15 protein-coding genes and 1 riboswitch are annotated in these 22,114 nt (G+C 49.5%); of the genes, 5 read left to right on the top strand and 10 right to left on the bottom strand.

All coding sequences use genetic code 11. The features are described from left to right. Nucleotides 1–100: 100 nt before the first annotated feature. From FDF36_RS15175 to radA, 5 genes are all read right to left on the bottom strand, one after another. A complete protein-coding gene (locus FDF36_RS15175) occupies nucleotides 101–2,503 on the bottom strand; it encodes a TonB-dependent receptor (RefSeq protein WP_220391903.1) in 2,403 nt (800 codons plus the stop codon). 237 nt (nucleotides 2,504–2,740) lie between these two features. After that, nucleotides 2,741–3,340 carry a response regulator transcription factor gene (locus tag FDF36_RS15170; protein WP_220392012.1) on the bottom strand — a complete coding sequence of 200 codons (600 nt, stop codon included), beginning with the start codon at nucleotides 3,338–3,340 and terminating at the stop codon, nucleotides 2,741–2,743. 8 nt (nucleotides 3,341–3,348) lie between these two features. After that, a complete protein-coding gene (locus tag FDF36_RS15165) occupies nucleotides 3,349–4,938 on the bottom strand; it encodes an NAD(P)/FAD-dependent oxidoreductase (protein ID WP_220391902.1) in 1,590 nt (529 codons plus the stop codon). A 41-nt stretch (nucleotides 4,939–4,979) separates the two neighbouring features. After that, a complete protein-coding gene (locus FDF36_RS15160) occupies nucleotides 4,980–5,354 on the bottom strand; it encodes a GxxExxY protein (protein ID WP_220391901.1) in 375 nt (124 codons plus the stop codon). Nucleotides 5,355–5,393: 39 nt separating this feature from the next. Then, a complete protein-coding gene (gene radA / locus FDF36_RS15155) occupies nucleotides 5,394–6,761 on the bottom strand; it encodes a DNA repair protein RadA (RefSeq protein WP_220391900.1) in 1,368 nt (455 codons plus the stop codon). An 823-nt stretch (nucleotides 6,762–7,584) separates the two neighbouring features. Between radA and FDF36_RS15150 the strand changes: the two genes are divergently transcribed. Then, a complete protein-coding gene (locus FDF36_RS15150) occupies nucleotides 7,585–7,992 on the top strand; it encodes a BT0820 family HAD-type phosphatase (RefSeq protein ID WP_005778632.1) in 408 nt (135 codons plus the stop codon). A 94-nt stretch (nucleotides 7,993–8,086) separates the two neighbouring features. Here FDF36_RS15150 and FDF36_RS15145 read toward each other — a convergent pair whose 3' ends face one another. Together FDF36_RS15145 and FDF36_RS15140 are read right to left on the bottom strand one after the other, a co-directional pair. Next, the gene (locus FDF36_RS15145) at nucleotides 8,087–10,381 is read right to left on the bottom strand and encodes a GumC family protein (RefSeq protein ID WP_220391899.1); all 2,295 of its coding nucleotides are present in this window, start codon (nucleotides 10,379–10,381) and stop codon (nucleotides 8,087–8,089) included. 18 nt (nucleotides 10,382–10,399) lie between these two features. After that, the gene (locus FDF36_RS15140) at nucleotides 10,400–11,353 is read right to left on the bottom strand and encodes a polysaccharide biosynthesis/export family protein (protein WP_022011552.1); all 954 of its coding nucleotides are present in this window, start codon (nucleotides 11,351–11,353) and stop codon (nucleotides 10,400–10,402) included. Between the two features lie 666 nt (nucleotides 11,354–12,019). On the opposite strand from FDF36_RS15140, the gene thrA reads away from it, so the two are divergent. The 4 genes from thrA to FDF36_RS15120 all read left to right on the top strand — a co-directional run bounded on the left by thrA (nucleotide 12,020) and on the right by FDF36_RS15120 (nucleotide 18,543). Further along, complete coding sequence (thrA, locus tag FDF36_RS15135) at nucleotides 12,020–14,455, top strand: bifunctional aspartate kinase/homoserine dehydrogenase I (RefSeq protein ID WP_005823094.1); 2,436 nt, start codon at nucleotides 12,020–12,022, stop codon at nucleotides 14,453–14,455. 10 nt (nucleotides 14,456–14,465) lie between these two features. After that, nucleotides 14,466–15,677, top strand: coding sequence for a cofactor-independent phosphoglycerate mutase (locus FDF36_RS15130; RefSeq protein WP_220391898.1), 1,212 nt, complete (start codon nucleotides 14,466–14,468; stop codon nucleotides 15,675–15,677). Nucleotides 15,678–15,826: 149 nt separating this feature from the next. Continuing rightward, a complete protein-coding gene (gene thrC, locus FDF36_RS15125) occupies nucleotides 15,827–17,128 on the top strand; it encodes a threonine synthase (protein WP_220391897.1) in 1,302 nt (433 codons plus the stop codon). A 467-nt stretch (nucleotides 17,129–17,595) separates the two neighbouring features. Further along, nucleotides 17,596–18,543 carry a DMT family transporter gene (locus FDF36_RS15120; protein ID WP_220392011.1) on the top strand — a complete coding sequence of 316 codons (948 nt, stop codon included), beginning with the start codon at nucleotides 17,596–17,598 and terminating at the stop codon, nucleotides 18,541–18,543. Here the strand turns inward: FDF36_RS15120 and FDF36_RS15115 are convergent. The 3 genes from FDF36_RS15115 to FDF36_RS15105 form a co-directional block, all read right to left on the bottom strand. After that, complete coding sequence (locus FDF36_RS15115; protein ID WP_220391896.1) at nucleotides 18,497–19,120, bottom strand: thiamine diphosphokinase; 624 nt, start codon at nucleotides 19,118–19,120, stop codon at nucleotides 18,497–18,499. The two genes, FDF36_RS15120 and FDF36_RS15115, sit on opposite strands and share 47 nt — an antisense overlap. Then, nucleotides 19,107–19,679 (bottom strand): nicotinamide riboside transporter PnuC, encoded by a 573-nt coding sequence (pnuC, locus tag FDF36_RS15110; RefSeq protein ID WP_005823108.1) that lies wholly within the window; start codon nucleotides 19,677–19,679, stop codon nucleotides 19,107–19,109. Before pnuC ends, FDF36_RS15115 begins: the two co-directional genes overlap by 14 nt. 3 nt (nucleotides 19,680–19,682) lie before the next feature. Next, on the bottom strand, nucleotides 19,683–21,902 hold the full coding sequence (locus tag FDF36_RS15105) for a TonB-dependent receptor (protein WP_220391895.1): 2,220 nt from the start codon (nucleotides 21,900–21,902) through the stop codon (nucleotides 19,683–19,685). Continuing rightward, nucleotides 21,901–21,997, bottom strand: a riboswitch (TPP riboswitch). It overlaps the preceding gene by 2 nt. Between the last annotated feature and the right edge of the window lie 117 nt (nucleotides 21,998–22,114).

Genomic DNA, 22,114 nt, shown 5'->3' with positions numbered 1-22,114 from the left:
AAAGGCGGTTGGTGTAAAAGGTAAGGGGCGTTGGTTTTAAACTAACGCCCCTTACTTTTTAAACTAAAAATTAGTCGATCTTATGTCTGGTTTTATTGTTTCAGAATCGGCATCTTATGTCTACTCCGAAGTGCACCGGACGACCTTTCTGCATGAATCCGTTGCCCATTGATTCGAAATAGAACGCGGCATACTTCTTATCCAGCGCATTGCGAACCCAGAAGTCGATTTGTCCGTTCCCCTTTGCCAGGCTGACACGCCCGTTCAGAGTTCCGTAGAACGACTGGCTGACGTTATTCTGCTCCGTCCAGTAGATCCGTCCGGCACCGTTGTAGTTCAAGTTCACCTGTACCCGGTCCAGCCAGTGGCGGGGAGAGATGCGGAAGATGTATTGCGCGCCCGCGTTGAGCGTATGTTTCGGGACGAAAGGGACGTAGTTGCCGTTATAGTTCTCTTTTTCTTGCAGGCTGCCGTCCTCCTTTTTTTGGCGGACGACGTAATCGGTGAACGTGGCATACGTATATCCGTAGCTGGCGTTCAGGCTGAGCGCGTCTGTCAGGCTGCTGCGCAGGGCGACTTCGGCACCATAACTTCGGCTCTTGCCGGCATTGATGGTGATGCGTCCCAGTCCGCTTTCGGCAAACTGCGCTATCTGTTGGTCGCGCGTATCCATATAATAGGCGGCGAGGTCGGCCCAGAGACGGCCTTCCCACAGGGTGAGGTGCGAGCCCACTTCGTAATTCCACGAGTATTCGGGCTTATACGTGGTTGATGCCTTTACGTCGATCTGCTCTTCCGGCATCATTTGGCCGATCATCCCGGCGTATTTCTTAAACACTTCGCTTTCCATCATGGCGGTTTTCATCGAATTCTTCAGTTCGCCCTGCACCAGGTCGGAGAACATCTGCACGTTGTATCCTCCCGAACGGTATCCGCGTGAAACCGTCGCGTAAACGTTGTTCCCTTTCTGCCATTCATATTGCAGGGCGAATTTTGGGAGCAATTGCAGGTAATCGTTTTTCAGCTTGCCTTTGAAGGATGCCGGGGCTTTCATGTGCTGGTCCTTCAGGTTTAGCATGGGCGGCATGCTGATGCTGAAGTCAAAGTCCATCGGGTCACTGGCGGAGTTGTACGTCATTGATATCTTTTCATAGTCCAGGCGCAGGCCGGCGGTAAAGGACAGCCCTTCGGTGAGGAGGTTGTTGAATGTAGACTGGTGGTAGATTGCTCCGCTCAATATCGGAGTGTCAAAGTTGCCGCTGACGCGGAGTGTCGGGTTGTTCACCGTCAGCGCCATCCGGGGGGCTTTGGGGCCTAAGTTGGCGAAAGCCTTGTTGGCGTTGCCCTCTATCACCTCTTTTACCCCGTCTTCTTTAAATATCACCGGTCCGTCCGTGTTCAGCCACTGATAGAAACCGAAGGCACCCGTAGTCCATTGCCAGTTGCTTCCCGGTTTCGATTTCAGCATCACCTCCTCCGAGATGGTGTTCAGTTTCTGCTTCTGGATCAGGTTGAATATGTTCTTCTCCGTGAAGTCCTGGTCGAGAAACATGCGGTCGTTCAGGTTCTGGAATCCGGTTACGGCGCTCAGGATGAACTTCTGCGCCTGGTACTCTATGTTGACTCCCGCATTCAGCAGTCCGCGGCGGTAGGTGCTCTCGTCGTTGTACGAGATCTTGCCGATTCGTTCTTTTCGAGGATCGTCCTCTCTTTCCGCCGGGTCCACTCTTCCTGTGTAGAAGTACGGATATCCCCCTTCGTGGCTGTACTCGTAGCTGATGTTCAGGTCCAGCTTCAGGTTCTCGCCGGGCAGGTAAATGCCGCGGAACCGTCCGCCTGCTGCCTGACTCTTGTCTATTCTTTTGTTAAGGTAGGTATTCTTGAAAAATCCCCCGCCGTATTCGTAGAATCCCCCGGTTGAAAAAGCGAATTGATCCGATACACGATGGTAGTGGGTTACGGAAGCGTTGTAATTGTTGTAGCTTCCGGCACTCAGACGGAGGTCGGTACCCTGATAGCTGAAAGGCGATTTGGTGTGCACCTTGATCAGTCCGCCCATGGTGTTGCGTCCGTAGAGGGTCCCTTGAGGACCGCGCAGCACGTCGATGCGTTCGATGTCGGCGTAGTTGAAGTCGAACGCCGATTTGTCTATATAAGGCACGTTGTCCACGTACAACCCGACGGAAGGCGTGTTGATGCGTGAACCGATTCCGCGGATATAGATGGCGGAAGTCAGTCTTGAACCATAGTCCGGTATGAAGATGTTCGGCACAAGGGCGGTCAGGCTTTTGATGGAATTTACCTGGTTGGCTTGCATATCCTGCTGCGAGAGCATGGTGACTGCGGTCGGCAGCTCCCGTAGTTTGCGGTTTTCTTTCGGAGCGGCGATGATTACGATCTCTTCTACGTCTATCACCTTCAGTGTGTCTTTCGGCAGCTCCTCGGCTCCTGTTCCGCTGGCGGAAAGGAGGGCAAGGGCAATAAGAATGCTGTTTTTCTTCATTTACTGTATCTTTTCATTGATTCGTTTGCAAAGATGCGGCAAAAAATGTTAAACGGCAATCCTCATTTATTAGGATTTGTGCTTTCCCACAGATTCACCACAGGGGACACGGAGTAAGGTATATAGTGAATATAGGGTAGTGTATATAGGGTACACAGAGCGGACAAGGCGGACAGCGCCCACAGCGCAATCGATAACTCAAAATATCCTCTGTGTCCTCTGTGGTGAAAAGCAGGCTTATATCCTGTCCGCCTCCACATATCCGTTCATCACCGCATAGATGGTCAGTCCGGAGACCGACTTGATGCCCAACTTCTCGGTGATGTTCTTCCGGTGTGTGATCACCGTAGTTAGGCTGATATTCAGCTTGTCGGCGATTTCTTTGTTGATCAGCCCTTTGGTGATCAGCACCAGTACCTCGATCTCGCGTGCCGAGAGCTCGTGTCCGGTGGCGGCAGGCGTGGCAGGAGGCATGTCCTTCACCGGATAACCGTCGTGGTGCGCGTGCTGGTGGAGTTTCAGGATGTCCTTCACCAACCCCTCTTCCGTCTGGTAGATGTTGAGTATCGGGACGCCCGAAAGCTGGAATTGGTGACTGTCTCCCGCCAGTACGATGGTTTTCCGTTTCCGGGGGAGGAAGAAAGCATTATGCTCCACATAGATCTGTGCGGAGATGAAGTAATGAGCGTACATGTCCGGTGTGTCGTCCATCAGTTCGCCGAAACCGGGAAACGTGCGGATGACTGCCATGGGGATCATCCTCTCCAGTATTGTTTTCAGTCCCAGGCTGGTGAGGGTGTTCGCCTCTACGATGGCTATTTCGGGTTGGTGATTCATCATAAGTCCTATTGATTCATAAATTGTGCTACTGCTTCTGCGCATCGTTCTCCATCGATTCCTGCCGAGACGATGCCCCCCGCATAACCGGCCCCCTCACCGCACGGGAAGAGTCCGCGCAGGGTGATGTGCTGCAATGTATCCTTGTCCCGCACGATGCGTACCGGCGATGAAGTCCGTGTCTCTACGCCTATCATCACCGCCTCGTTGGTGAGGAATCCGTGGCTGCTGCGTCCGAACTGCTGGAAGCCCTGTGACAGCCGGCCGGTGATGAACTCCGGCATCCAGAAATGCAGCGGAGAAGAGATAAGCCCCGGGCTGTACGACGATTCCGGCAAGTCGTAACTCAGCTTCCTGCGTGTGAAGTCTGCCATGCGCTGGGCGGGAGCCGTCTGCCGCCTGCCTCCTTGCAGCCAGCACTGGCGCTCCAGCTCTTCCTGAAAGCGCAGCACCGCCAGCTCGGGATGGCTCCCTTCTGCTTCATCGTTCATCGTTAACCGTTCGTCGTTCATGATGTCTTCCGGCTGTATCTCCACCACCATTCCCGAGTTGCTCCACCGGGAGCCACGGTTGGAGGGCGACATTCCATTGACCACCACCTGCTCCGGCCCGCTGGCGGCAGGTACGATAAATCCTCCCGGACACATGCAGAAACTGTATACTCCCCGGCCTTCCACCTGTGTGACGAAACTGTATTCGGCTGCCGGCAGGTATTTCCCTCTTCCGCTCCGGTTGTGGTATTGGATCTGGTCTATCAGTCCTGCCGGATGTTCCAGGCGTACCCCGACGGCAATGCCTTTCGCCTCGATGGGCACCTTGTTGGCCGCCAGCCATCGGTATACATCCCGTGCCGAGTGCCCTGTCGCCAGAATGACAGGTCCGAGGAATGTCTTGCCCGTCTGGGTTTCAATGCCTTTCACCTCCCCCCTCTCGATGATCAGTGCGTCCATCCGGGTTTCGAAGTGCACCTCACCGCCACATTCGATAATCGTCCGGCGCATGTTCTCTATCACCCGTGGCAGTTTATCCGTACCGATGTGCGGATGGGCGTCCACCAGGATGGCGGTGGAAGCCCCATGCTGGCAAAATACGTTCAGTATCTTGTCCACGTTTCCCCGCTTTTTGCTCCGGGTATATAGTTTCCCGTCCGAGTAAGCGCCTGCTCCCCCTTCACCGAAACTATAGTTCGACTCCGGATCTACCCGGTGCTCCCGGCTGATTTGTGCCAGGTCCTTCTTGCGTTCGCGTACATCTTTGCCACGCTCTACAACGACGGGACGCAGCCCCAGTTCTATCAGTCGCAGTGCGGCAAACAATCCGCCGGGGCCGGTGCCCACAACAATTACCTGTGGCTTGTCTTCCACCTTATTATATATAGTGCGTTCGTATTCATCATCCGTCGGCATTTCATTGAGGTATACCCGCACTTTCAGGTTGACGAAGATGGTGCGTTGCCGGGCGTCTATGCTCCGTTTCAGTATGCGGAGAGAGGTTACATCACGCAGGTTCAGCCCTTTCTCCTGAGAAAGGTATGTCTTGAGTCGCTGCTCGTTGGCGGCAATTTCAGGGAGGATTCGTAGTTGGTATTCTTGTATCATAGGTTCACCACAGATTACACGGATTAACACAGATTGTTATTTTAAATAACATACCGTTTAATTCCGTTTTGAAGGTTTGTTATATTGAAGTTGATTAATAGTCCTAAATGGTGTTTGGACAATTTTAAATAGGTCATTATTTGAGCCGTATGAATGGGGAGTAAGGCTTCTACGGACTTAAGCTCAAGAATAATCTGCCTCTCTACCAGTATATCCATGCGATACCCGTTGTCTAATTTCATTTCTTTGTAATAAACAGGTAGCTCTTTCTGTCTTTCATATTTTATACCTGCTTTATCGAACTCGTAACATAGACATGTTTCATAGGTACTTTCTAAAAGTCCCACTCCTAAAGTCCTGTGAACTTCATAGGCACATCCTATGATTTTATATGATAGTTCGTTTATATTCTCCATCTTGATAATCTGTGTTAATCCGTGTCCTCTGTGGTGAACTCATCCGAAGAGTCCCCGGAACGCCTCTTCCACCTTTCTCACCGGCACCAGTTCTATCTTCAGCTTCTTCATGTCGATTCCCTGCATATTATACTTAGGCAGGATAAACCGTTTGAATCCAAGCTTCTCGGCTTCACCGATACGTTGTTCGATCCGGTTCACCGGACGGATTTCACCGGATAACCCGATTTCACCTGCCATACAGACTTCCGGTTCGATGGCGGCATCCATATTGGATGAAAGGATGGCACTGATAACAGCCAGGTCGATGGCAGGGTCGTTCACCTTCAGCCCCCCGGCAATATTTAGAAAGACATCTTTCTGTGCTAACTTGAAGCCGACACGTTTCTCGAGCACAGCCAGCAGCATGTTCATGCGGCGGATATCGAATCCGGTTGCCGAACGTTGCGGATTGCCGTAAACGGCAGAACTGACAAGTGCCTGTGTTTCTATCAGGAACGGCCTGACTCCTTCAATGGCAGATGCGATGGCTACCCCGCTCATGCCTTCGTGGTCTTGCGACAGCAACAGCTCCGATGGGTTGCTGACTTGGCGAAGACCGTCTTGCCGCATCTCGTAAATACCCAGTTCGGCCGTACTGCCAAAGCGGTTCTTGATGCTGCGCAGGATACGGTACATATAATGCTGGTCCCCCTCGAACTGGAGCACGGTGTCTACGATGTGTTCCAGTACCTTCGGACCGGCAATGCTGCCTTCTTTGTTGATATGCCCGATCAGTAATACCGGAGTATGCGTCTCTTTGGCAAACCGGAGAATGGAGGCCGAGCACTCCCGCACTTGCGCGATACTTCCCGGCGAAGACTCGATGCTTTCGGTGGATATGGTCTGTATGGAGTCGATGATTACCAGGTCCGGACGTGTATTCTTAATGTGCACATAGATCTGCTCCAACGACGTTTCGCATACAATCAGGCAGTCGCTCGACGTTTGTGTCAGTCGGTCCGCACGGAGCTTCAGTTGCCTTGCACTCTCTTCTCCGGAGATGTAGAGTATCTTGCGTTCGGGCATGTGGAGCACGGTTTGAAGTACCAGAGTCGATTTTCCGATACCCGGTTCGCCACCGATCAGCACCAGTGATCCCGGCACCAGTCCGCCGCCCAGTACCCGGTTCAACTCCTCGTCGTGCATGTCGATGCGGGGTTCCTCGTCCGCTTCGATCTCGTTCAGGGTGACAGGTTTGGCTTTAGGCGATTCGATGCCCGATACCGGACGTTTATTCGGAACCTCCTTGCGTACGATTTCTTCTACATAAGTATTCCACTCGCCACACGAAGGACACTTGCCCACCCATTTGGGTGATTCCTGTCCGCAGTTACTGCATACATAAACGGTTTTCTCTTTTGCCATTGATCTCTTGATAAATAGGTCTCAAAGTTACGCATTTCGTCTTTTTCTGCCAAACAGAATATAGCTTTTGACTTTTGAATGCCGGAAAGCCGTTATTCTTTTGGATAAAGCTTATGTCCGATTGTCAGCGAAATGAATATAATACTGACTCAATGTCGCCTATTGGCCGGTTTTGCTGACAAGCTTTGTGCGATAAGATTGCATTCCGGAAATGGAACTTGAATAAATATTTCCAAATAACTGCATATTCCGCATTTCCGTCGTTAGTTTATTCGGTTTTAGGGCTTCAGGTTATTAACTTCGTTGCGGTAAGATGCTAACTTCATAGCGGTAGGATGTTAACTTTGTGGCGGCACAATGTTAACTTCTTGTAAGTAGAGTGTCAACTTCCTGTCGGCAGAGGCTTCGTTTCCTGAAAAAAGAGCCTCTGCCGGGGAGAGATTGTACTTCTTGTAGCGCTGGTTGGTTATGGATTTTGATCGGGCTGAAACTGTTGAAAAGATGGCATTTGGTAACTATATCCATCTGAATCAGGCAGAAAGTATTTCTTTACTTTCTTCTTGTTTGAGAAATATGTGTTTTAGTATCAATCTGATTGTGTCTTAAACGAAATGACAGCGCTTTTTGAACCATTCTTTATCCTTTGCCCGAAATAATGGATTCTGAGTTCTTAGGAATATCGTTTTGACAAATAGATAGTTGCTTTTTTTATTGCCGGCGGATCTGTTTGGATACTGTGTGCTGTTATTTTATTCTGTAGGTTTTGAGTAAATTCGATTGATAAATATTATCTTTGTTTGGATAATTATAAAAGCATGACACTATGACGATTGCAGTTGATTTTGACGGAACGATAGTGACGGACCGCTATCCCGGCATTGGTAATGAGATTCCTTTTGCGGTGGAAACCTTGAAGCTGTTGCAACAAGAGCACCACAGACTTATTTTATGGAGTGTGCGCGAAGGCAAACTACTGGACGAGGCCGTGGCATGGTGCAAAGAAAGAGGGGTGGAGTTTTATGCCGTTAACAAGGAGTACCCCGAACAAAAACTTCAGGATGACGGATTTTCTAGGAAACTGAAAGCCGATCTCTTTATTGACGACCGTAATGTGGGAGGACTGCTCGATTGGGGTATTGTATACCGGATGATAAAAGAACACAAAACGTACCGGGACATTTATGCTTCAGGAGATGATGTCCTGAAAAAGAAAAAGAGAGGGTGGTTTTAAGAGAATGCCGTTTGTGCAGAGTTTACGTCTGCCGTCGTAACAGCATTCTCTTTTGAAAAGATGAAATGAAAAGTGGGTATTATTGATGATACGTTTAATGGGTATGTCCATATCCGTAACCGTATCCGTATTTCTTCTCTGACAGATTACCACCGTTTACAATCAGTGAAATGTGGTTTAACCGTCCTGTACGTTCCGTATTCACAATCTCAGGCAATACATTCTTGTAGGTATAATTTATGCGACAAACGTATAGTGTGAAATCCGTCACTTTGCTTAAGCTCAGCGTATCACTGGCTAAGCCGGTAGGTGCTGAGTCGACAATGATATAGTCGAAGTGCTTCCGGAAGTAAGTAAAGGCATCTTTCAGTCTTTCCCTTTCCAACAGTTCTGCCGGATTAGGAGGGACAGGACCCGATGGAACCACGGATAACAGTTCGTGCACCCCCGATGGATAAATGATACTTTCCGGTTTTACCTCGTTTCCGGCAAGGAAATTCGTTATTCCTTGCCGGTTCTGAATATGAAAATGCTCTGCTAACCGGGGGCGTCTGATGTCTAAACCGACAATGAGTACCCGGCATCCGAGAAAAGCAAAGGAAAGGGCTAAGTTGATACTGATGAAGCTCTTGCCCTCTCCGCTGGTGGACGAGGTAATGAGTATGCACTTCTCGTCTCCTTTTTCCGTCAAGAAACGCAGGTTGCTTCGCAGTCGGCGGAAAGACTCTTCCATAAGCCCGTTCTTGCCTTCGGTCACACCGATTTGTTCTTTATCGAGGGGAATCGTCCCTACTATGGGAAGTTGTATGGTTTCTACCTCGGATATTGATGAAATCTTGGTACGGAACATGTCTTTGAACAGAATCAGTGCTATGGTCATGATGCAAGCTATAAACAAACTTCCTGCATAAATCATCGGACTCTTGGGGGCAATAGGAGCATCGGCGGTTAACGGTGCGTCGATCACCCTTGCTTTATTTATGGTTGCCGCCAAAGAGATGGTGGCTTGTTCGCGCCGTTCCAATAACATCAGATACAGGTTAGCCTTGATCTGCTGTTGGCGGTCTATGTTATTGAACTCTCTCTCCTGTTTGGGCATGTTGCCAATACGTGAATTGAAATAGTTCGTCTTGCGTATGATATCTTTGCGGGCAATCTCGAGTCCCTCTTTGACTCCTGTGACAGATGACAAGATGTTTTTTCGCAAAGCTGTGATGTTTATATTTTGGTTTACGATGGTAGGATTGTCCGGCTTCATGGTATTCAACAGGCGTTCACGTTCCAGTAGTTCCTTATTGTATTCGTTAATCAGACGCATCAGTTCCATGTCCGAAATCCCGGTATTTACCGGCAATAGAGAGAAGTGATACTGTTCATCTTTCAGATAATCGTAGATGTAGGTGGTCATGTTCAATTGGGTTTCCACTTCCAGCAGCTTCTTTTCGTATTCGTTGTTGGTGTTCAAGTCGAGATCCATGTTCGTTTTAAGATCGATCAGTCTTTCCTTTTCTTTATACTGTTCCAGATGTTTTTCTACAAATCCCAATTCACGGCTGATGCTGTCCAGCCTTTCCTCCAGAAAGATCAATGTATTTCCTGTTACCTTATTTTTGTCGTTCATGGCATCGCGGTTGTAGACTTCTATCAGTTTGATAAGAAATGCTTCTGCCCGCTTCTTATCTGTATCTTTGAAAGTGAGGCTGATGATGGATGTCTTTTTCGAGGTTGTGGCAACGGTCAGCTTTTGCAAGTAATGGTTTACTGCGTCTGTCGGCCGGCAGATATTTACCTTGACGGTCCGGTCGAAAGTTCTATTGGGAAGTAACTCCAAGGTACATAATCCTGCCAGAGTCTTTATGGTTGCGGGAAAGGTGGTGAAAGATTCTGTCAGGCAAATGTCATGCAGGGCACTCCGCGCTTCATAATGATCGCCCATTTTCTCTATTTGTATCAGCAGTGCCTCCTGTAAAGTATCCATTGCGGCTTTCTCCAACGTCACGCTGATGGGAGGGGTGGTGGTCTCCGTATATCCGAGTCCTTCCTTTATTCTATAGGACGTGTGCATATTCAGTTCGTTGATGACTTGCAATAATATGGATCTTGAACGCAATATTTCCAGCTCGTCTTCTATCTGAGTATTTGTTGCCGCCATATTGGACGGAGATACTTGATTAAACAGATCGTTGATTGCTTTGTCGCTTCCTTCAGAATCTTTGATCACTACCGAGGCTGAAGCCTGGTATACCGGTGTGGTGATGTGTACATAGATATATGCGCCTGTCAGTGCGACAGCGATTGCTATCAGGAACCACCTCCAGTGTACTATGATTTTATAGAATAGTTCGATTAAGTCTATTTCCTGTTCTTTTTGTTTCTGTTCGTTTTCCATGGGGCGTAATTTGTTTTGTTATCTTAATATGGTCACAATCAGTCCGGCCATTGATATTAATATAGATGTAATAGAAATCAGCAGATTGGTGGAAGAACCGATATTGGCTCCCTGTGTTTTGGCTTTATTGGGTTCCACATATACAATGTCGTTCTGATGCAGATAAAAATCGGAAGAGTGGATGACGTTTACATCATTGAGGTTGACGGTGATTAATCGTTGCCGGTTGTTTTCTTTGCGGATGATGCGTACGTTGTTCCGTTTGCCATAGATGGTAAGGTCACCTGCCATTGCTATTGCTTCAAGAAGATTCACCTGTTCATTGTTTACCGTATATATGCCGGGATGGTTTACTTCTCCGATTACGGAGATTTTATAATTCACCAGGCGCACCGTAACAATGGGCTGTTCTTTCAGATAACGTTTCAGCTTCTCGGCGATCATATCCGAAATCTCCTGGGTTGTCATTCTCTCTACTTTTAACTCTCCAAGTACGGGTAAGGTAATCCTTCCCTCACTGTTCACCAGATAGTTTTGCAGGATCGGTTGGCTCGTCGAGTTGGTGGTATTAAGCTCGTTTTGTGATGTGGGTACTATTAAATTGAAAGGGAGGGCCGCTTCCGGTTCGGAGCAGCTAATGGAAATCGTAAGCAAATCTTTCGGCATGATACGGGCATTGAACTCTACAAGAGCATTGTTCTGCTCCGTACCTAACTGCTGTAAATAAGCTACTCGTTTGCTTGAGGAACACGATGTGCAGAGAATGCACCAAAATAACGCTGTCCATACGGTTTCTTTCATCATTGTATATCGCTGCCCGTCATTCCCCGAACCGGCGTTTGAGTAAATAAAAAAAGCGTGGGAACTGTTGCTGTTATCTGTCAAAGAGGCATCGCCAAACGCCTGAGTATAGATAATAAAGACAACAGCCCACGCCCAATTATATACTATTGAAGGATATACATTGAGCATGAGCGTTTTGTTGCCTATTATTCTTATACTCCTCTGAAATTGGCGATTTCCTTTGACAAGAATAATATGGTAAACGCTTCTAACTACTTAAATATGTTTAGTTTAAAAGATACATTAACGCTCTCTAAACTGAGTGCAAAAATAATCAATAATTTATAAAAGGCAATAATATTGATTCTTTATTTCATCATAAGTCCGGTTTAACTTTTTTCTTTTATGGAATTTGCCATAAACAGGAGGCGATAGAAAGAAGGAAGCGGTTCCCGGTAAGATGGAAAGAGGACGGCATGGAGCTTGCTATTCTACATTTTTTATCCTCTTTCGGAGCTTATCTGTATTTTTATCGCAAAATAATCGCAAAAAGTGATAGATTGAATGAAATTATTCTTATTTTTGCAACATCTTATCAAAATCAAAAGTAGAAACAGAGACAATGATGCATTACTATCCACATACAGTCACATCGATGTGTATCCTGATGATCGGGACACAGGGGACAATGGGGATGACCCTTAGGGGTTAATATATAGTATGATGTGTATCTACGTGATTCACGCTTACAGGAAGTAAGCAAAACTCAATTTTATATTTTATTATTTGTATCAACAAAAGTGGTTTTGTATGCCTTAAGGAGCGTACAAAGCATTCCATTAAATAAGTATCTGCATGAAAGTAATGAAATTCGGCGGAACGTCCGTAGGTTCCGTGAACAGCATTTTAAGCGTAAAGAAAATCGTAGAGTCTGCCGGTGAGCCGGTAATCGTTGTAGTGTCCGCATTGGGCGGGATCACTGACCAGTTGATTAGTACTTCCCGAATGGCCGCCACCGGCGATGCAGCTTACGAAGGGGCATATCGGGAAATAGTACGCCGTCACGAAGAAATGGTAAAGGGAGTGATTCCTGCCGGAGAAACTCAAACTTTGTTGCACTATCAGGTGAATGAATTGCTTGATGAACTGAAAGATATTTTTCAGGGCATTTATCTGATTAAAGACCTTTCCCCGAAAACATCCGATACCATTGTCAGCTATGGTGAACGCTTGTCTTCACTAATTGCGTCACGGCTGATTCAGGGGGCTGTGTGGTTCGATTCACGCACTTTTATCAAGACAGAAAAAAAACACAATAAGCATACACTGGATACGGAACTGACCAATCGGCTGGTGCGGGAGGCTTTCAAAGAGATTCCACAGGTATCACTCGTACCGGGATTTATTTCTTCTGATAAGGTTTCGGGAGACGTGACCAATCTGGGACGCGGTGGCTCCGACTATACTGCCGCCGTTATTGCCGCAGCCCTCGGTGCCGATAGCCTGGAGATATGGACAGATGTGGATGGCTTTATGACTGCCGATCCGCGGGTGATCAGTACGGCCTACACCATCAGTGAGCTGACCTATGTTGAAGCGACGGAGCTCTGTAACTTCGGTGCAAAAGTGGTTTATCCGCCTACCATCTATCCGGTGTGTCACAAGAATATACCGATTCTGATTAAAAACACATTCAATCCGGATGGGCAGGGAACGGTGATCAAGCAGAATGTAGACCATACGAAGAGCAAGGCCATCAAAGGTATTTCGTCTATCAACGACACGAGCCTGATTACGGTGCAAGGTTTAGGTATGGTGGGGGTGATCGGTGTAAACTACCGCATCTTTAAGGCGTTGGCAAAGAACGGCATCAGTGTGTTCCTCGTTTCGCAGGCTTCCTCAGAGAACAGTACCTCTATCGGTGTGCGTAATGCCGATGCCGATCTGGCTTGTGAGGTGCTGAACGAAGAGTTTGCCAAAGAGATCGAGATGGGTGAGATCTCGCCTATCCAGGCAGAAAAGAACCTGGCTACCGTGGCTATCGTAGGTGAGAATATGAAACATACACCGGGTATTGCCGGAAAGCTGTTCGGCACGCTGGGACGGAATGGCATCAATGTGATTGCCTGTGCGCAGGGAGCGTCCGAAACCAATATATCGTTTGTGGTCGATTCAAAATCACTGCGTAAATCGCTGAACGTGATCCACGACTCTTTCTTCCTCTCGGAATACCAGGTGCTCAACCTCTTTATCTGCGGTGTGGGTACGGTGGGTGGAAGCCTTGTCGAACAGATACGCCAGCAACAGAAGAAACTGATGATGGAGAATGGGCTGAAACTGCATGTGGTGGGTATCATCGATGCGACGAAAGCGATGTTCAGCCGTGCTGGATTCGACTTGGGCAACTATCGTGAGGAGTTGAAAGAGAAAGGAACCGACAGTTCGCTGGACACTATCCGCGAAGAGATTATCGGCATGAACATATTCAACTCGGTATTTGTGGATTGTACGGCCAGTCCGGACATCGCCTCTTTGTATAAGGACTTCCTGCAACACAACATCTCTGTGGTGGCAGCCAATAAGATCGCTGCTTCGTCGGCTTACGAGAATTACCGCGAACTGAAACTGATAGCCCGTCAGCGTGGTGTGAAATATCTGTTTGAAACCAACGTAGGTGCCGGACTTCCGATTATCAATACTATCAATGACCTGATACATAGCGGTGACAAGATCCTGAAAATCGAAGCCGTCCTTTCGGGCACACTGAACTATATCTTCAATAAGATTAGTGCCGATGTGCCTTTCAGCCGTACCATCAAAATGGCGCAGGAGGAACGCTACTCCGAACCTGATCCGCGTATCGACCTTAGTGGCAAGGATGTGATCCGTAAACTGGTGATCCTGGCCCGCGAAGCCGGATATAAGCTGGAGCAGGAAGAGGTTGAAAAGAACCTGTTTGTGCCGAACGACTTTTTCGAAGGTTCGCTGGAAGACTTTTGGAAGAAGGTACCCAGTCTGGATGCTGACTTCGAAGCCCGCCGCAAGGTGCTCGAAAGCGAGAATAAACATTGGCGTTTCGTTGCCAAGCTGGAAAACGGTAAGGCATCCGTAGGCTTGCAGGAAGTGGACCGCAACCATCCTTTCTACGGACTGGAGGGCAGCAACAACATCATCTTGCTGACTACCGAGCGCTATAAGGAATACCCGATGATGATTCAGGGATACGGTGCGGGTGCCGGAGTGACAGCCGCCGGTGTGTTTGCCGACATCATGAGTATTGCAAACGTATAAAAAGAAGCTTATGAAACACATCATCATACTGGGCGATGGAATGGCCGACTGGCCTGTGAAATCGTTGGGAGGCAAGACGCTCCTGCAATATGCACAAACGCCTTATATGGATAAACTGGCCCGCATGGGACGGGTAGGACGGTTGGTGACCGTAGCCGACGGGTTCCATCCGGGAAGTGAAGTAGCCAACATGTCGGTTCTGGGATACAATCTTCCGCAGGTATACGAGGGGCGCGGGCCGCTCGAGGCCGCCAGTATCGGTGTAGATCTGCAGCCGGGCGAGATGGCGATGCGTTGCAACCTGATTTGTACGGAAGGGGATATCCTGAAGAACCATTCGGCCGGGCATATCACCACGGAAGAGGCGGATGTGTTGATTCAATATCTTCAGGAGAAGTTAGGTGACGACCGGGTGCGGTTTCATACCGGTGTGCAATACCGCCATTTGCTGGTGGTGAAAGGGGGGAACAAGCAGTTGGACTGCACTCCGCCGCACGATGTGCCTTTAAAGCCTTTCCGTCCGCTGATGGTGAAACCGCTGGTGCCGGAGGCCGAAGAGACAGCCGGCTTGCTCAACGAACTGATCCTGAAGTCGCAGGAACTGCTGAAGGATCATCCGCTGAACCTGAAGCGGATGGCCGAAGGCAAGGACCCTGCCAACAGTATCTGGCCGTGGAGCCCGGGTTATCGTCCGCAGATGGAACGTCTGTCCGATACATTTCCGCAAGTGAAGAGGGGAGCCGTAATCTCGGCTGTCGATCTGATCAACGGTATCGGATATTATGCCGGACTGCGCCGCATCGCGGTGGAAGGGGCGACGGGACTGTACGACACCAACTATGAGAATAAGGTGGTCGCCGCATTGGAAGCCTTGAGGACGGATGACTTTGTCTATCTGCACATCGAAGCCAGTGACGAAGCCGGGCACGAAGGTGACGTGGCACTGAAGTTGCGGACCATCGAGAACCTGGACAGCCGTGCCGTAGGCCCTGTCTACGAGGCGGTGAAGGATTGGGACGAACCTGTGGCCATCGCCGTATTGCCCGACCATCCCACTCCTTGCGAGCTGCGCACACATACCAATGAACCGGTACCGTTTTTCATCTGGTATCCGGGCATCGAACCGGACAGTGTGCAGACCTTCGATGAAATGGCAGCAGTGGAAGGGAGCTACGGGTTGATGAAAGAAGACGAATTTATCAAAGAGTTTATGAATCATTAGCGAATATGGTTCACCACAGATTACACGGATTAACACAGAACTTTTAATCTTAAATATCAACGATCTATATTATTAATCTGCGAAAATCTGTGTAATCTGTGGTGAAACGGAAATGAAACATTTAGCGCATAATCATTATAAAAGTATCTATGAAATATTATAGCACAAACAAGCAGGCACCGCTTGCTTCACTTGAAGAAGCAGTGGTAAAAGGGCTTGCTTCCGATAAGGGGTTATTTATGCCCATGACCATCCGGCGTTTGCCGCAGGAGTTTTACGACGAGATAGACGGCCTTTCTTTTCAGGAGATCGCATATCGGGTGGCGGATGCCTTTTTTGGCGAAGATGTCCCGGCGGAAATATTGAAAGAGATCGTTTATGACACATTGAATTTTGATGTTCCGCTGGTACAGGTTAAGGACAACATCTACTCACTGGAGCTTTTCCACGGTCCCACGCTTGCCTTTAAGGATGTGGGCGGACGGTTTATGGCCCGTTTGCTGAGCTACTTTATCCGTAAGGAAGGCCGGAAGCAGGTGAATGTGCTGGTGGCTACCTCCGGAGATACGGGCAGTGCCGTGGCCAATGGCTTTCTGGGAGTGGAAGGCATCCATGTGTATGTGCTCTATCCGAAGGGAAAGGTGAGCGAGATACAAGAAAAACAGTTCACTACGCTGGGGCAGAACATCACGGCACTCGAAGTGGACGGCACTTTCGACGACTGTCAGGCGCTGGTGAAAGCGGCCTTTATGGATAGTGAACTGAACGGGCGGTTGTTGCTGACTTCGGCCAACTCCATCAATGTGGCCCGTTTTCTGCCGCAGGCTTTCTATTACTTCTACGCTTACGCACAGCTGAAACGGGCGGGGCGGGCAGTGAATGCCGTCATCTGCGTGCCGAGCGGAAACTTCGGAAACATTACGGCAGGCTTGTTCGGCAAGAAGATGGGGTTGCCCATCCGGCGTTTTATCGCTGCCAATAACAGGAATGACATTTTCTATCAATACTTGCAGACGGGGCAGTACAATCCTCGTCCGTCGGTTGCTACCATTGCCAATGCGATGGATGTGGGCGACCCGAGTAACTTTGCCCGTGTACTCGATCTGTATGGTGACTCGCATGCGGCTGTCGCAGCCGAGATTTCCGGTGCGACGTATACCGACGGGCAGATCCGTGAGACTGTGAAAACCGTATGGCAGGAGACCGGCTATCTGCTCGATCCCCACGGCGCATGCGGCTTCCGTGCCTTGGAAGAGGGCTTGCAGCCGGGTGAGACAGGTGTCTTCCTGGAGACGGCCCATCCGGCAAAATTCTTGCAGACGGTTGAGGCCATCATCGGTACTGAGGTCGAGATACCTGCCAAGCTCCGGGCATTTATGAAAGGTGAGAAGCAAAGCTTGCCGATGACGAAGGAGTTTGCCGATTTCAAGAGCTACCTGCTGGGCAGGTAGAAACCCACCCCTGAGGGCACAGAGTGACACAGGCGATTTATGTCATGGATTATTGACGTACATGCTCTGTGCCTCCGGTGGTGAGAAGGGCTTTTCCCACAGCCGCCGGCCTTTTCCCCGGATGGAGATGCCGGTGGGAAATCGTCTGTGAAAACGGCCTCAGGAGTACTTCTGGAGGGGGCGAAAAAAGTCCCGGGACTTTTCGAAAAAACTCTTAGGACTTTTTGGAAAAAGTGACGGGACTTTTGGATGAAAGTCCCGCCTCTGGTTTTGCCTGCGGGTGTCTCCGGATCCGCTTCCGTGCGCCTGCGGGTTTTCTTCGTCCCGCACGTGGGTGAAAGCCGGGTCTTGTGTAAAACTAAATAACTGGAATCCGCTTCCCGCTCCGGGCTTTATCGCCCTCCTTTTCCCGAACTTTCCGCCGCCTCTTTTGTTGTACCCCAATAAAACCTAACCCCTCGTGTATGATGAAGAATAAAAAAGTGGAGGCCAATCTGAGCATGGTGGTGTCCAAAACCTTTAGCGGATTGAATATGAATGCGTTGAAATACCTGCTTCCCGTGTGGGTCAGCCCTCTTTCGGGAGTGACCCTCCGGTGCGTGTTTGCCGCCGTTGCTTTTTGGATCATCGGAATGTTTGTCAAGCCCGAGACTTCTACCCGCAAAGAAAAGATCTACCTTTTCCTCCTTGGTGCGTTGGGCATTTACGGTTTTATGTTTCTCTATCTGGTGGGGCTGAGTAAGACGACCCCCGTCTCCAGTTCCATTTTCACCAGTCTCCAGCCCATTTGGGTGTTTGTCATCGCCGTCGTCTTCTTCAAAGAGAAAATCAGCGTCCTGAAGGTTACCGGCATCTCCCTCGGACTTGGCGGGGCCATCCTCTGTATCCTGGCACAAAAGAGTGACGACTTGGCTTCGGACGCCCTGACGGGAAACGTGCTGTGCCTGTTGAGTTCGATTGCCTATGCCATCTATCTGGTGGCGAGCAACCGTATCCTGAAATCGGTCGGGATGTTTACGGTGCTGAAGTATACCTTTGCCGGAGCGGCCTTTTCGAGCATTCTGGTCTCTGCCATCACCGGTTTTCACGCACCGGTATTTTCCGGACCGGTGCATTGGTTTCCGTTGTCCGTTCTCCTGTTCGTCCTGATTTTCCCTACGGTCGTCAGTTATCTGCTGGTGCCCATAGGACTGAAATATCTGAAGACTACCGTAGTCGCCATTTATGGTTATCTGATTCTGATGGTGGCTACCATCGTTTCCCTGTTGGTCGGGCAGGACCGCTTCAGCTGGGCGCAGACCATTGCCATCGGCATGATATGCATCAGTGTCTATCTGGTCGAGGTGGCCGAAACGAAGGAGAAACCTCTCAGTAATTCAGATAAACCAGGTAGTCTCCCTCCGCATGGATCGTGAACTCGTCACCTGTCGCCTCGTTCAGTGTTCCTTGCCACCAGTTGTCGAAGTCGCTGAGTGGGTATACCAATCCCTTTCCTCTGAGTCCGGTGGCACCGAAGTTAAAGACAGAAACCTGTTGTCCGGGGCGTGATTTGAAAGTGTTCCGTCCCGATGCGGGGACGAACATGCCATGATCGGTCAGCATCGTCACCTGTGCTCCCACCTTCATATAATCCACCAGCAGGCTGATGTTTCCCAATGTATGGTCTTCCCGTTTGCCGGTTGCGCCTACAAGGATGATCACCTTCTTGCCTTGGTCCAGCAGGAAATGGACTGCTTTGGTCTGATCGTTCGTCTCCTGGTCGTCTATCTGATGGAATATTTCCCTGAAACGGTCTTTATTCTCCGCCGAGAGGGAGTCCCCGTCACCGATGATGGCATTTGGGATGAATCCCCGGCGGATGTGTTCATCGGCCGATCCGTCACAGCATACCACATAGGGAGCCATGATCAGCATGGTTTCGGGCATGGAGTGGGTTGGATATTCGCCGTTGCCCAGTATCACGGCATCCATATCGATATCATTTACTTTCATAGTGCATCATTTGTTTCCATTTAAAGTAGCCAAAGATAGCAATTATTGAGTAAAGTCCGTAAAGGGCGGATGTGAAATAAAGCTCTTTGTAAATGTAGAGTCCGCAGCATACCACGTCGACCAGTATCCATGCCCACCATTGTTCTACGTATTTGCGCGCCAGCATCCACATGCCGATGATGCTCAGTGCCGTGGTAAACGAATCGAGCCAGGGTACGTTGCTGTCCGTGAACCGGATCAGTATCCAGGCAATGCCGAGGAAGGCCGCTAAGAATACCGCGGTCAGCGGAAGATACCTTTTCAGCGGAGTATGTGTGATGGGGAGTTCGGCTTTCGACTCCCGGCCGGCACCCCGCATCCACACAATCCATCCGTAAACGGCCGCCAGCAGATAGTAGATGTTGATTCCGAAGTCGGCATACAGTCCCGCCCGGTAGTAGACGAAGATGTAGATGGCAGGCATGATGATGCCCGCTATCCAGAGGTAAATGCTGGCACGGTATTCCAGCCAGAGATAAATCAGCCCGATCAGGGTACCTGTGATTTCGAGGTAGTTCATGGCTTAAAAGCGGATGGAAATGTTACCCATTACATTCGTTCCGGCCTGTGCGGCGTAGCCGGCATAGTTGTAGCGTTCTACCTCTCCTTTTACTATCTTATAACCGCTGCCTGCATATCCGTTGTTTTCGTACTCGGCATTGAAGAGGTTGTAGATGGTGAATCCTGCCGTAACCGACTTTACGTGAGGGAGCTTGAAGGTGTAAGCCAGGTTGAGGTTGCTCACGAAATAGGCGTCCAGCGTCTGGTCAGCCTGTCTGGCATTGCTCATGTACTGCTTGCTGACGTATTGCGATTGCAAGGCGGCCTCGAATCCCCGATAGCTGAACGAGAAGCGGTTGTTCAGGATCAGGTCCGGTGAGAAGGCAATCGGTGTATTTCCGTGGCTGACCTCGATCGGATTCTTCCATTCGTCTTCATACAGCTTTTCGGTGAAGTTCTTCACCCGGTTTTTGCTCAGTGTACTGTTGATGTCCCACTGGAACCATTGGCAGGGCTTCACACCCAGCATCAGTTCCACTCCCATCCGGTAACTGTCGGGCACGTTGCGCGCCATAGCCTCGCCTATCTCGTTCAGCTCTCCGGTCAGTACCAACTGGTCTTTGTAGTCCATATAATAGAAGTTGGCCCCGGCGCTCAGCCAAGTGTTCCGGTAGGTATATCCCAACTCATAGTCGAGTAGTTTTTCCGCCTTTGGATACTCGTCCGCGTTGCCGTCGGTATAGTTGTTCCGTGTCGGTTCCTTCTGGGCGATGGAGAACGATGCGTAAACCCGGTTGTTGGCGTCTATGTCCCAGTTCAGCCCGGCTTTCGGGTTGAAAAAGTTGAAGTGATCGTTTACCGCCAGTTTTTGCAGGGCGTCCGCGTTGTAGTCAAACTTATCGTTGTCGCCGTTTATCTTATAGTTGATGTAGCGGTATTGCAGGTCGGCGTACGCATTGAGCCCCGCCACCAGGTTATAGTTGGCTTTCAGATAGAGGTTGCCGTCCGTCTTCTTCGCTTTATTCCGGTAATATTCGTGGTCGGGGAGCAGTTCGCCGATGTAGTTTTTCACCCAGATCACCCGTCCGAAGTGCCATCCGTCATAATGGTTCAGCGCACCTCCCAGTGAAGCGTTCAGCTTTCCGTTCTGGTAATTTACCGAGAACACGCCGCCACCGAAGTGGTTGTCCATTTTCTTCTGGCGGATCAGGTCGCTCTTGTCCACCTCTTTGCCGTCGTGCATGAAAGGTGGCAGGCGATACTCCTTCAGTGTCCGGTCCTCCTTATACTCCTGATAATATCCGTCTCCTTTCGTATAATGGAGTGCTGCGTTCAGGTTCCATTCCGGCGAGAAAGTGTGGTTCAGCAAGAGCTGGTAGTTCATTTGCAGATAGTTGTCCGTCTGGTCTTTGTAGAAACGGATGTTGCCGTCATCATCCGTGTACATGCCGCACGAGTTGAAACGTCGTCCGTACTTTTCCATTTCTTCCTTGCTGGCATAATTCCAGGCATGATATGTTTTCTCTTTTCCGCCGAAAGTGATGAACTTCACCGAAGTGTTGTCGGCGAAATATCCCCCCTGTGCATAAAAAGAATAAAGGTCTACCGAAGCCCGGTCGATGTATCCGTCCGTACCGATGTTGGACAGGCGGGCATCGAAGGCCCAATGGTCGTTCAACAGTCCGGTACCGAATTTTACCGTTTCTTTGTGCGCATTGAAGGTTCCGTACGAAGCATTCAGTTCGGCATACGGCTTCATCGAAATCCCCTCCGTTTGCATATTCACGCTGGCACCGAAAGCACCGGCACCGTTGGTCGAAGTTCCCGCACCGCGTTGTACCTGTATATCCTTCACCGATGAGGCAAAGTCGGGCATGTTCACCCAGAAAAGCGTATGGCTTTCGGCATCGTTCATCGGAATGCCGTTGGCGGTGATGTTGATACGTGTCCCGTCCGTTCCGCGCACACGCAGGGTGGTATAGCCGATGCCTGCCCCGGCATCACTGGTGGTCAGTGCCGAAGGTGTCATACTGAGCAGATACGGGATATCTTGCCCGAAGTTCTGCTTTTTGAGTTCCTCTTTCGACACGTTGGTAAATGCTACGGGAGTCTTCGAAGTGGCACGTGTGGATACTACCTGCACCTCTTGCAGGTTTACTACTTTCAAGCTGTCTGTCTCGCCCGCTTGCGCGAAGACGCTTGCTCCGGCTATCAGACAGCCGGCAAAAATCATCTTTTTCATGTTGCTAATTTATTTTTCTCTACGCCGGCATTACCCGGATCAGGTCAAAGGGTATGTTCTCAGCCCGTCATGTTAAGGCACCCCTACTCAGTGAATCGGTGGCAAATTTACGCTTTTTGGGTGTGTTAAGCAAGAAACACTTCGCTATTTGATAAAAACATTGTAGCTTTGTCTGCTGTTATTAAATGAAAAACTTCTAAAATTGTACTATT

The sequence above is a fragment of the Bacteroides fragilis genome (assembly GCF_019583405.1).
GTDB classification, from domain to species: domain Bacteria; phylum Bacteroidota; class Bacteroidia; order Bacteroidales; family Bacteroidaceae; genus Bacteroides; species Bacteroides fragilis_B.
The sequence above is the reverse complement of the archived record's forward strand: the minus strand, read 5'-3'. Positions and strand labels throughout refer to the sequence as shown.

Bases quoted from the DNA above. Each gene is read 5' to 3' on its own strand.
- FDF36_RS15175 (WP_220391903.1), bottom strand. From the start codon at position 2,503: ATGAAGAAAAACAGCATTCTTATTGCCCTTGCCCTCCTTTCCGCCAGC.
- FDF36_RS15170 (WP_220392012.1), bottom strand. From the start codon at position 3,340: ATGAATCACCAACCCGAAATAGCCATCGTAGAGGCGAACACCCTCACC.
- FDF36_RS15165 (WP_220391902.1), bottom strand. From the start codon at position 4,938: ATGATACAAGAATACCAACTACGAATCCTCCCTGAAATTGCCGCCAAC.
- FDF36_RS15160 (WP_220391901.1), bottom strand. From the start codon at position 5,354: ATGGAGAATATAAACGAACTATCATATAAAATCATAGGATGTGCCTAT.
- radA (WP_220391900.1), bottom strand. From the start codon at position 6,761: ATGGCAAAAGAGAAAACCGTTTATGTATGCAGTAACTGCGGACAGGAA.
- FDF36_RS15150 (WP_005778632.1), top strand. From the start codon at position 7,585: ATGACGATTGCAGTTGATTTTGACGGAACGATAGTGACGGACCGCTAT.
- FDF36_RS15145 (WP_220391899.1), bottom strand. From the start codon at position 10,381: ATGGAAAACGAACAGAAACAAAAAGAACAGGAAATAGACTTAATCGAA.
- FDF36_RS15140 (WP_022011552.1), bottom strand. From the start codon at position 11,353: ATGCTCAATGTATATCCTTCAATAGTATATAATTGGGCGTGGGCTGTT.
- thrA (WP_005823094.1), top strand. From the start codon at position 12,020: ATGAAAGTAATGAAATTCGGCGGAACGTCCGTAGGTTCCGTGAACAGC.
- FDF36_RS15130 (WP_220391898.1), top strand. From the start codon at position 14,466: ATGAAACACATCATCATACTGGGCGATGGAATGGCCGACTGGCCTGTG.
- thrC (WP_220391897.1), top strand. From the start codon at position 15,827: ATGAAATATTATAGCACAAACAAGCAGGCACCGCTTGCTTCACTTGAA.
- FDF36_RS15120 (WP_220392011.1), top strand. From the start codon at position 17,596: ATGAAGAATAAAAAAGTGGAGGCCAATCTGAGCATGGTGGTGTCCAAA.
- FDF36_RS15115 (WP_220391896.1), bottom strand. From the start codon at position 19,120: ATGAAAGTAAATGATATCGATATGGATGCCGTGATACTGGGCAACGGC.
- pnuC (WP_005823108.1), bottom strand. From the start codon at position 19,679: ATGAACTACCTCGAAATCACAGGTACCCTGATCGGGCTGATTTATCTC.
- FDF36_RS15105 (WP_220391895.1), bottom strand. From the start codon at position 21,902: ATGAAAAAGATGATTTTTGCCGGCTGTCTGATAGCCGGAGCAAGCGTC.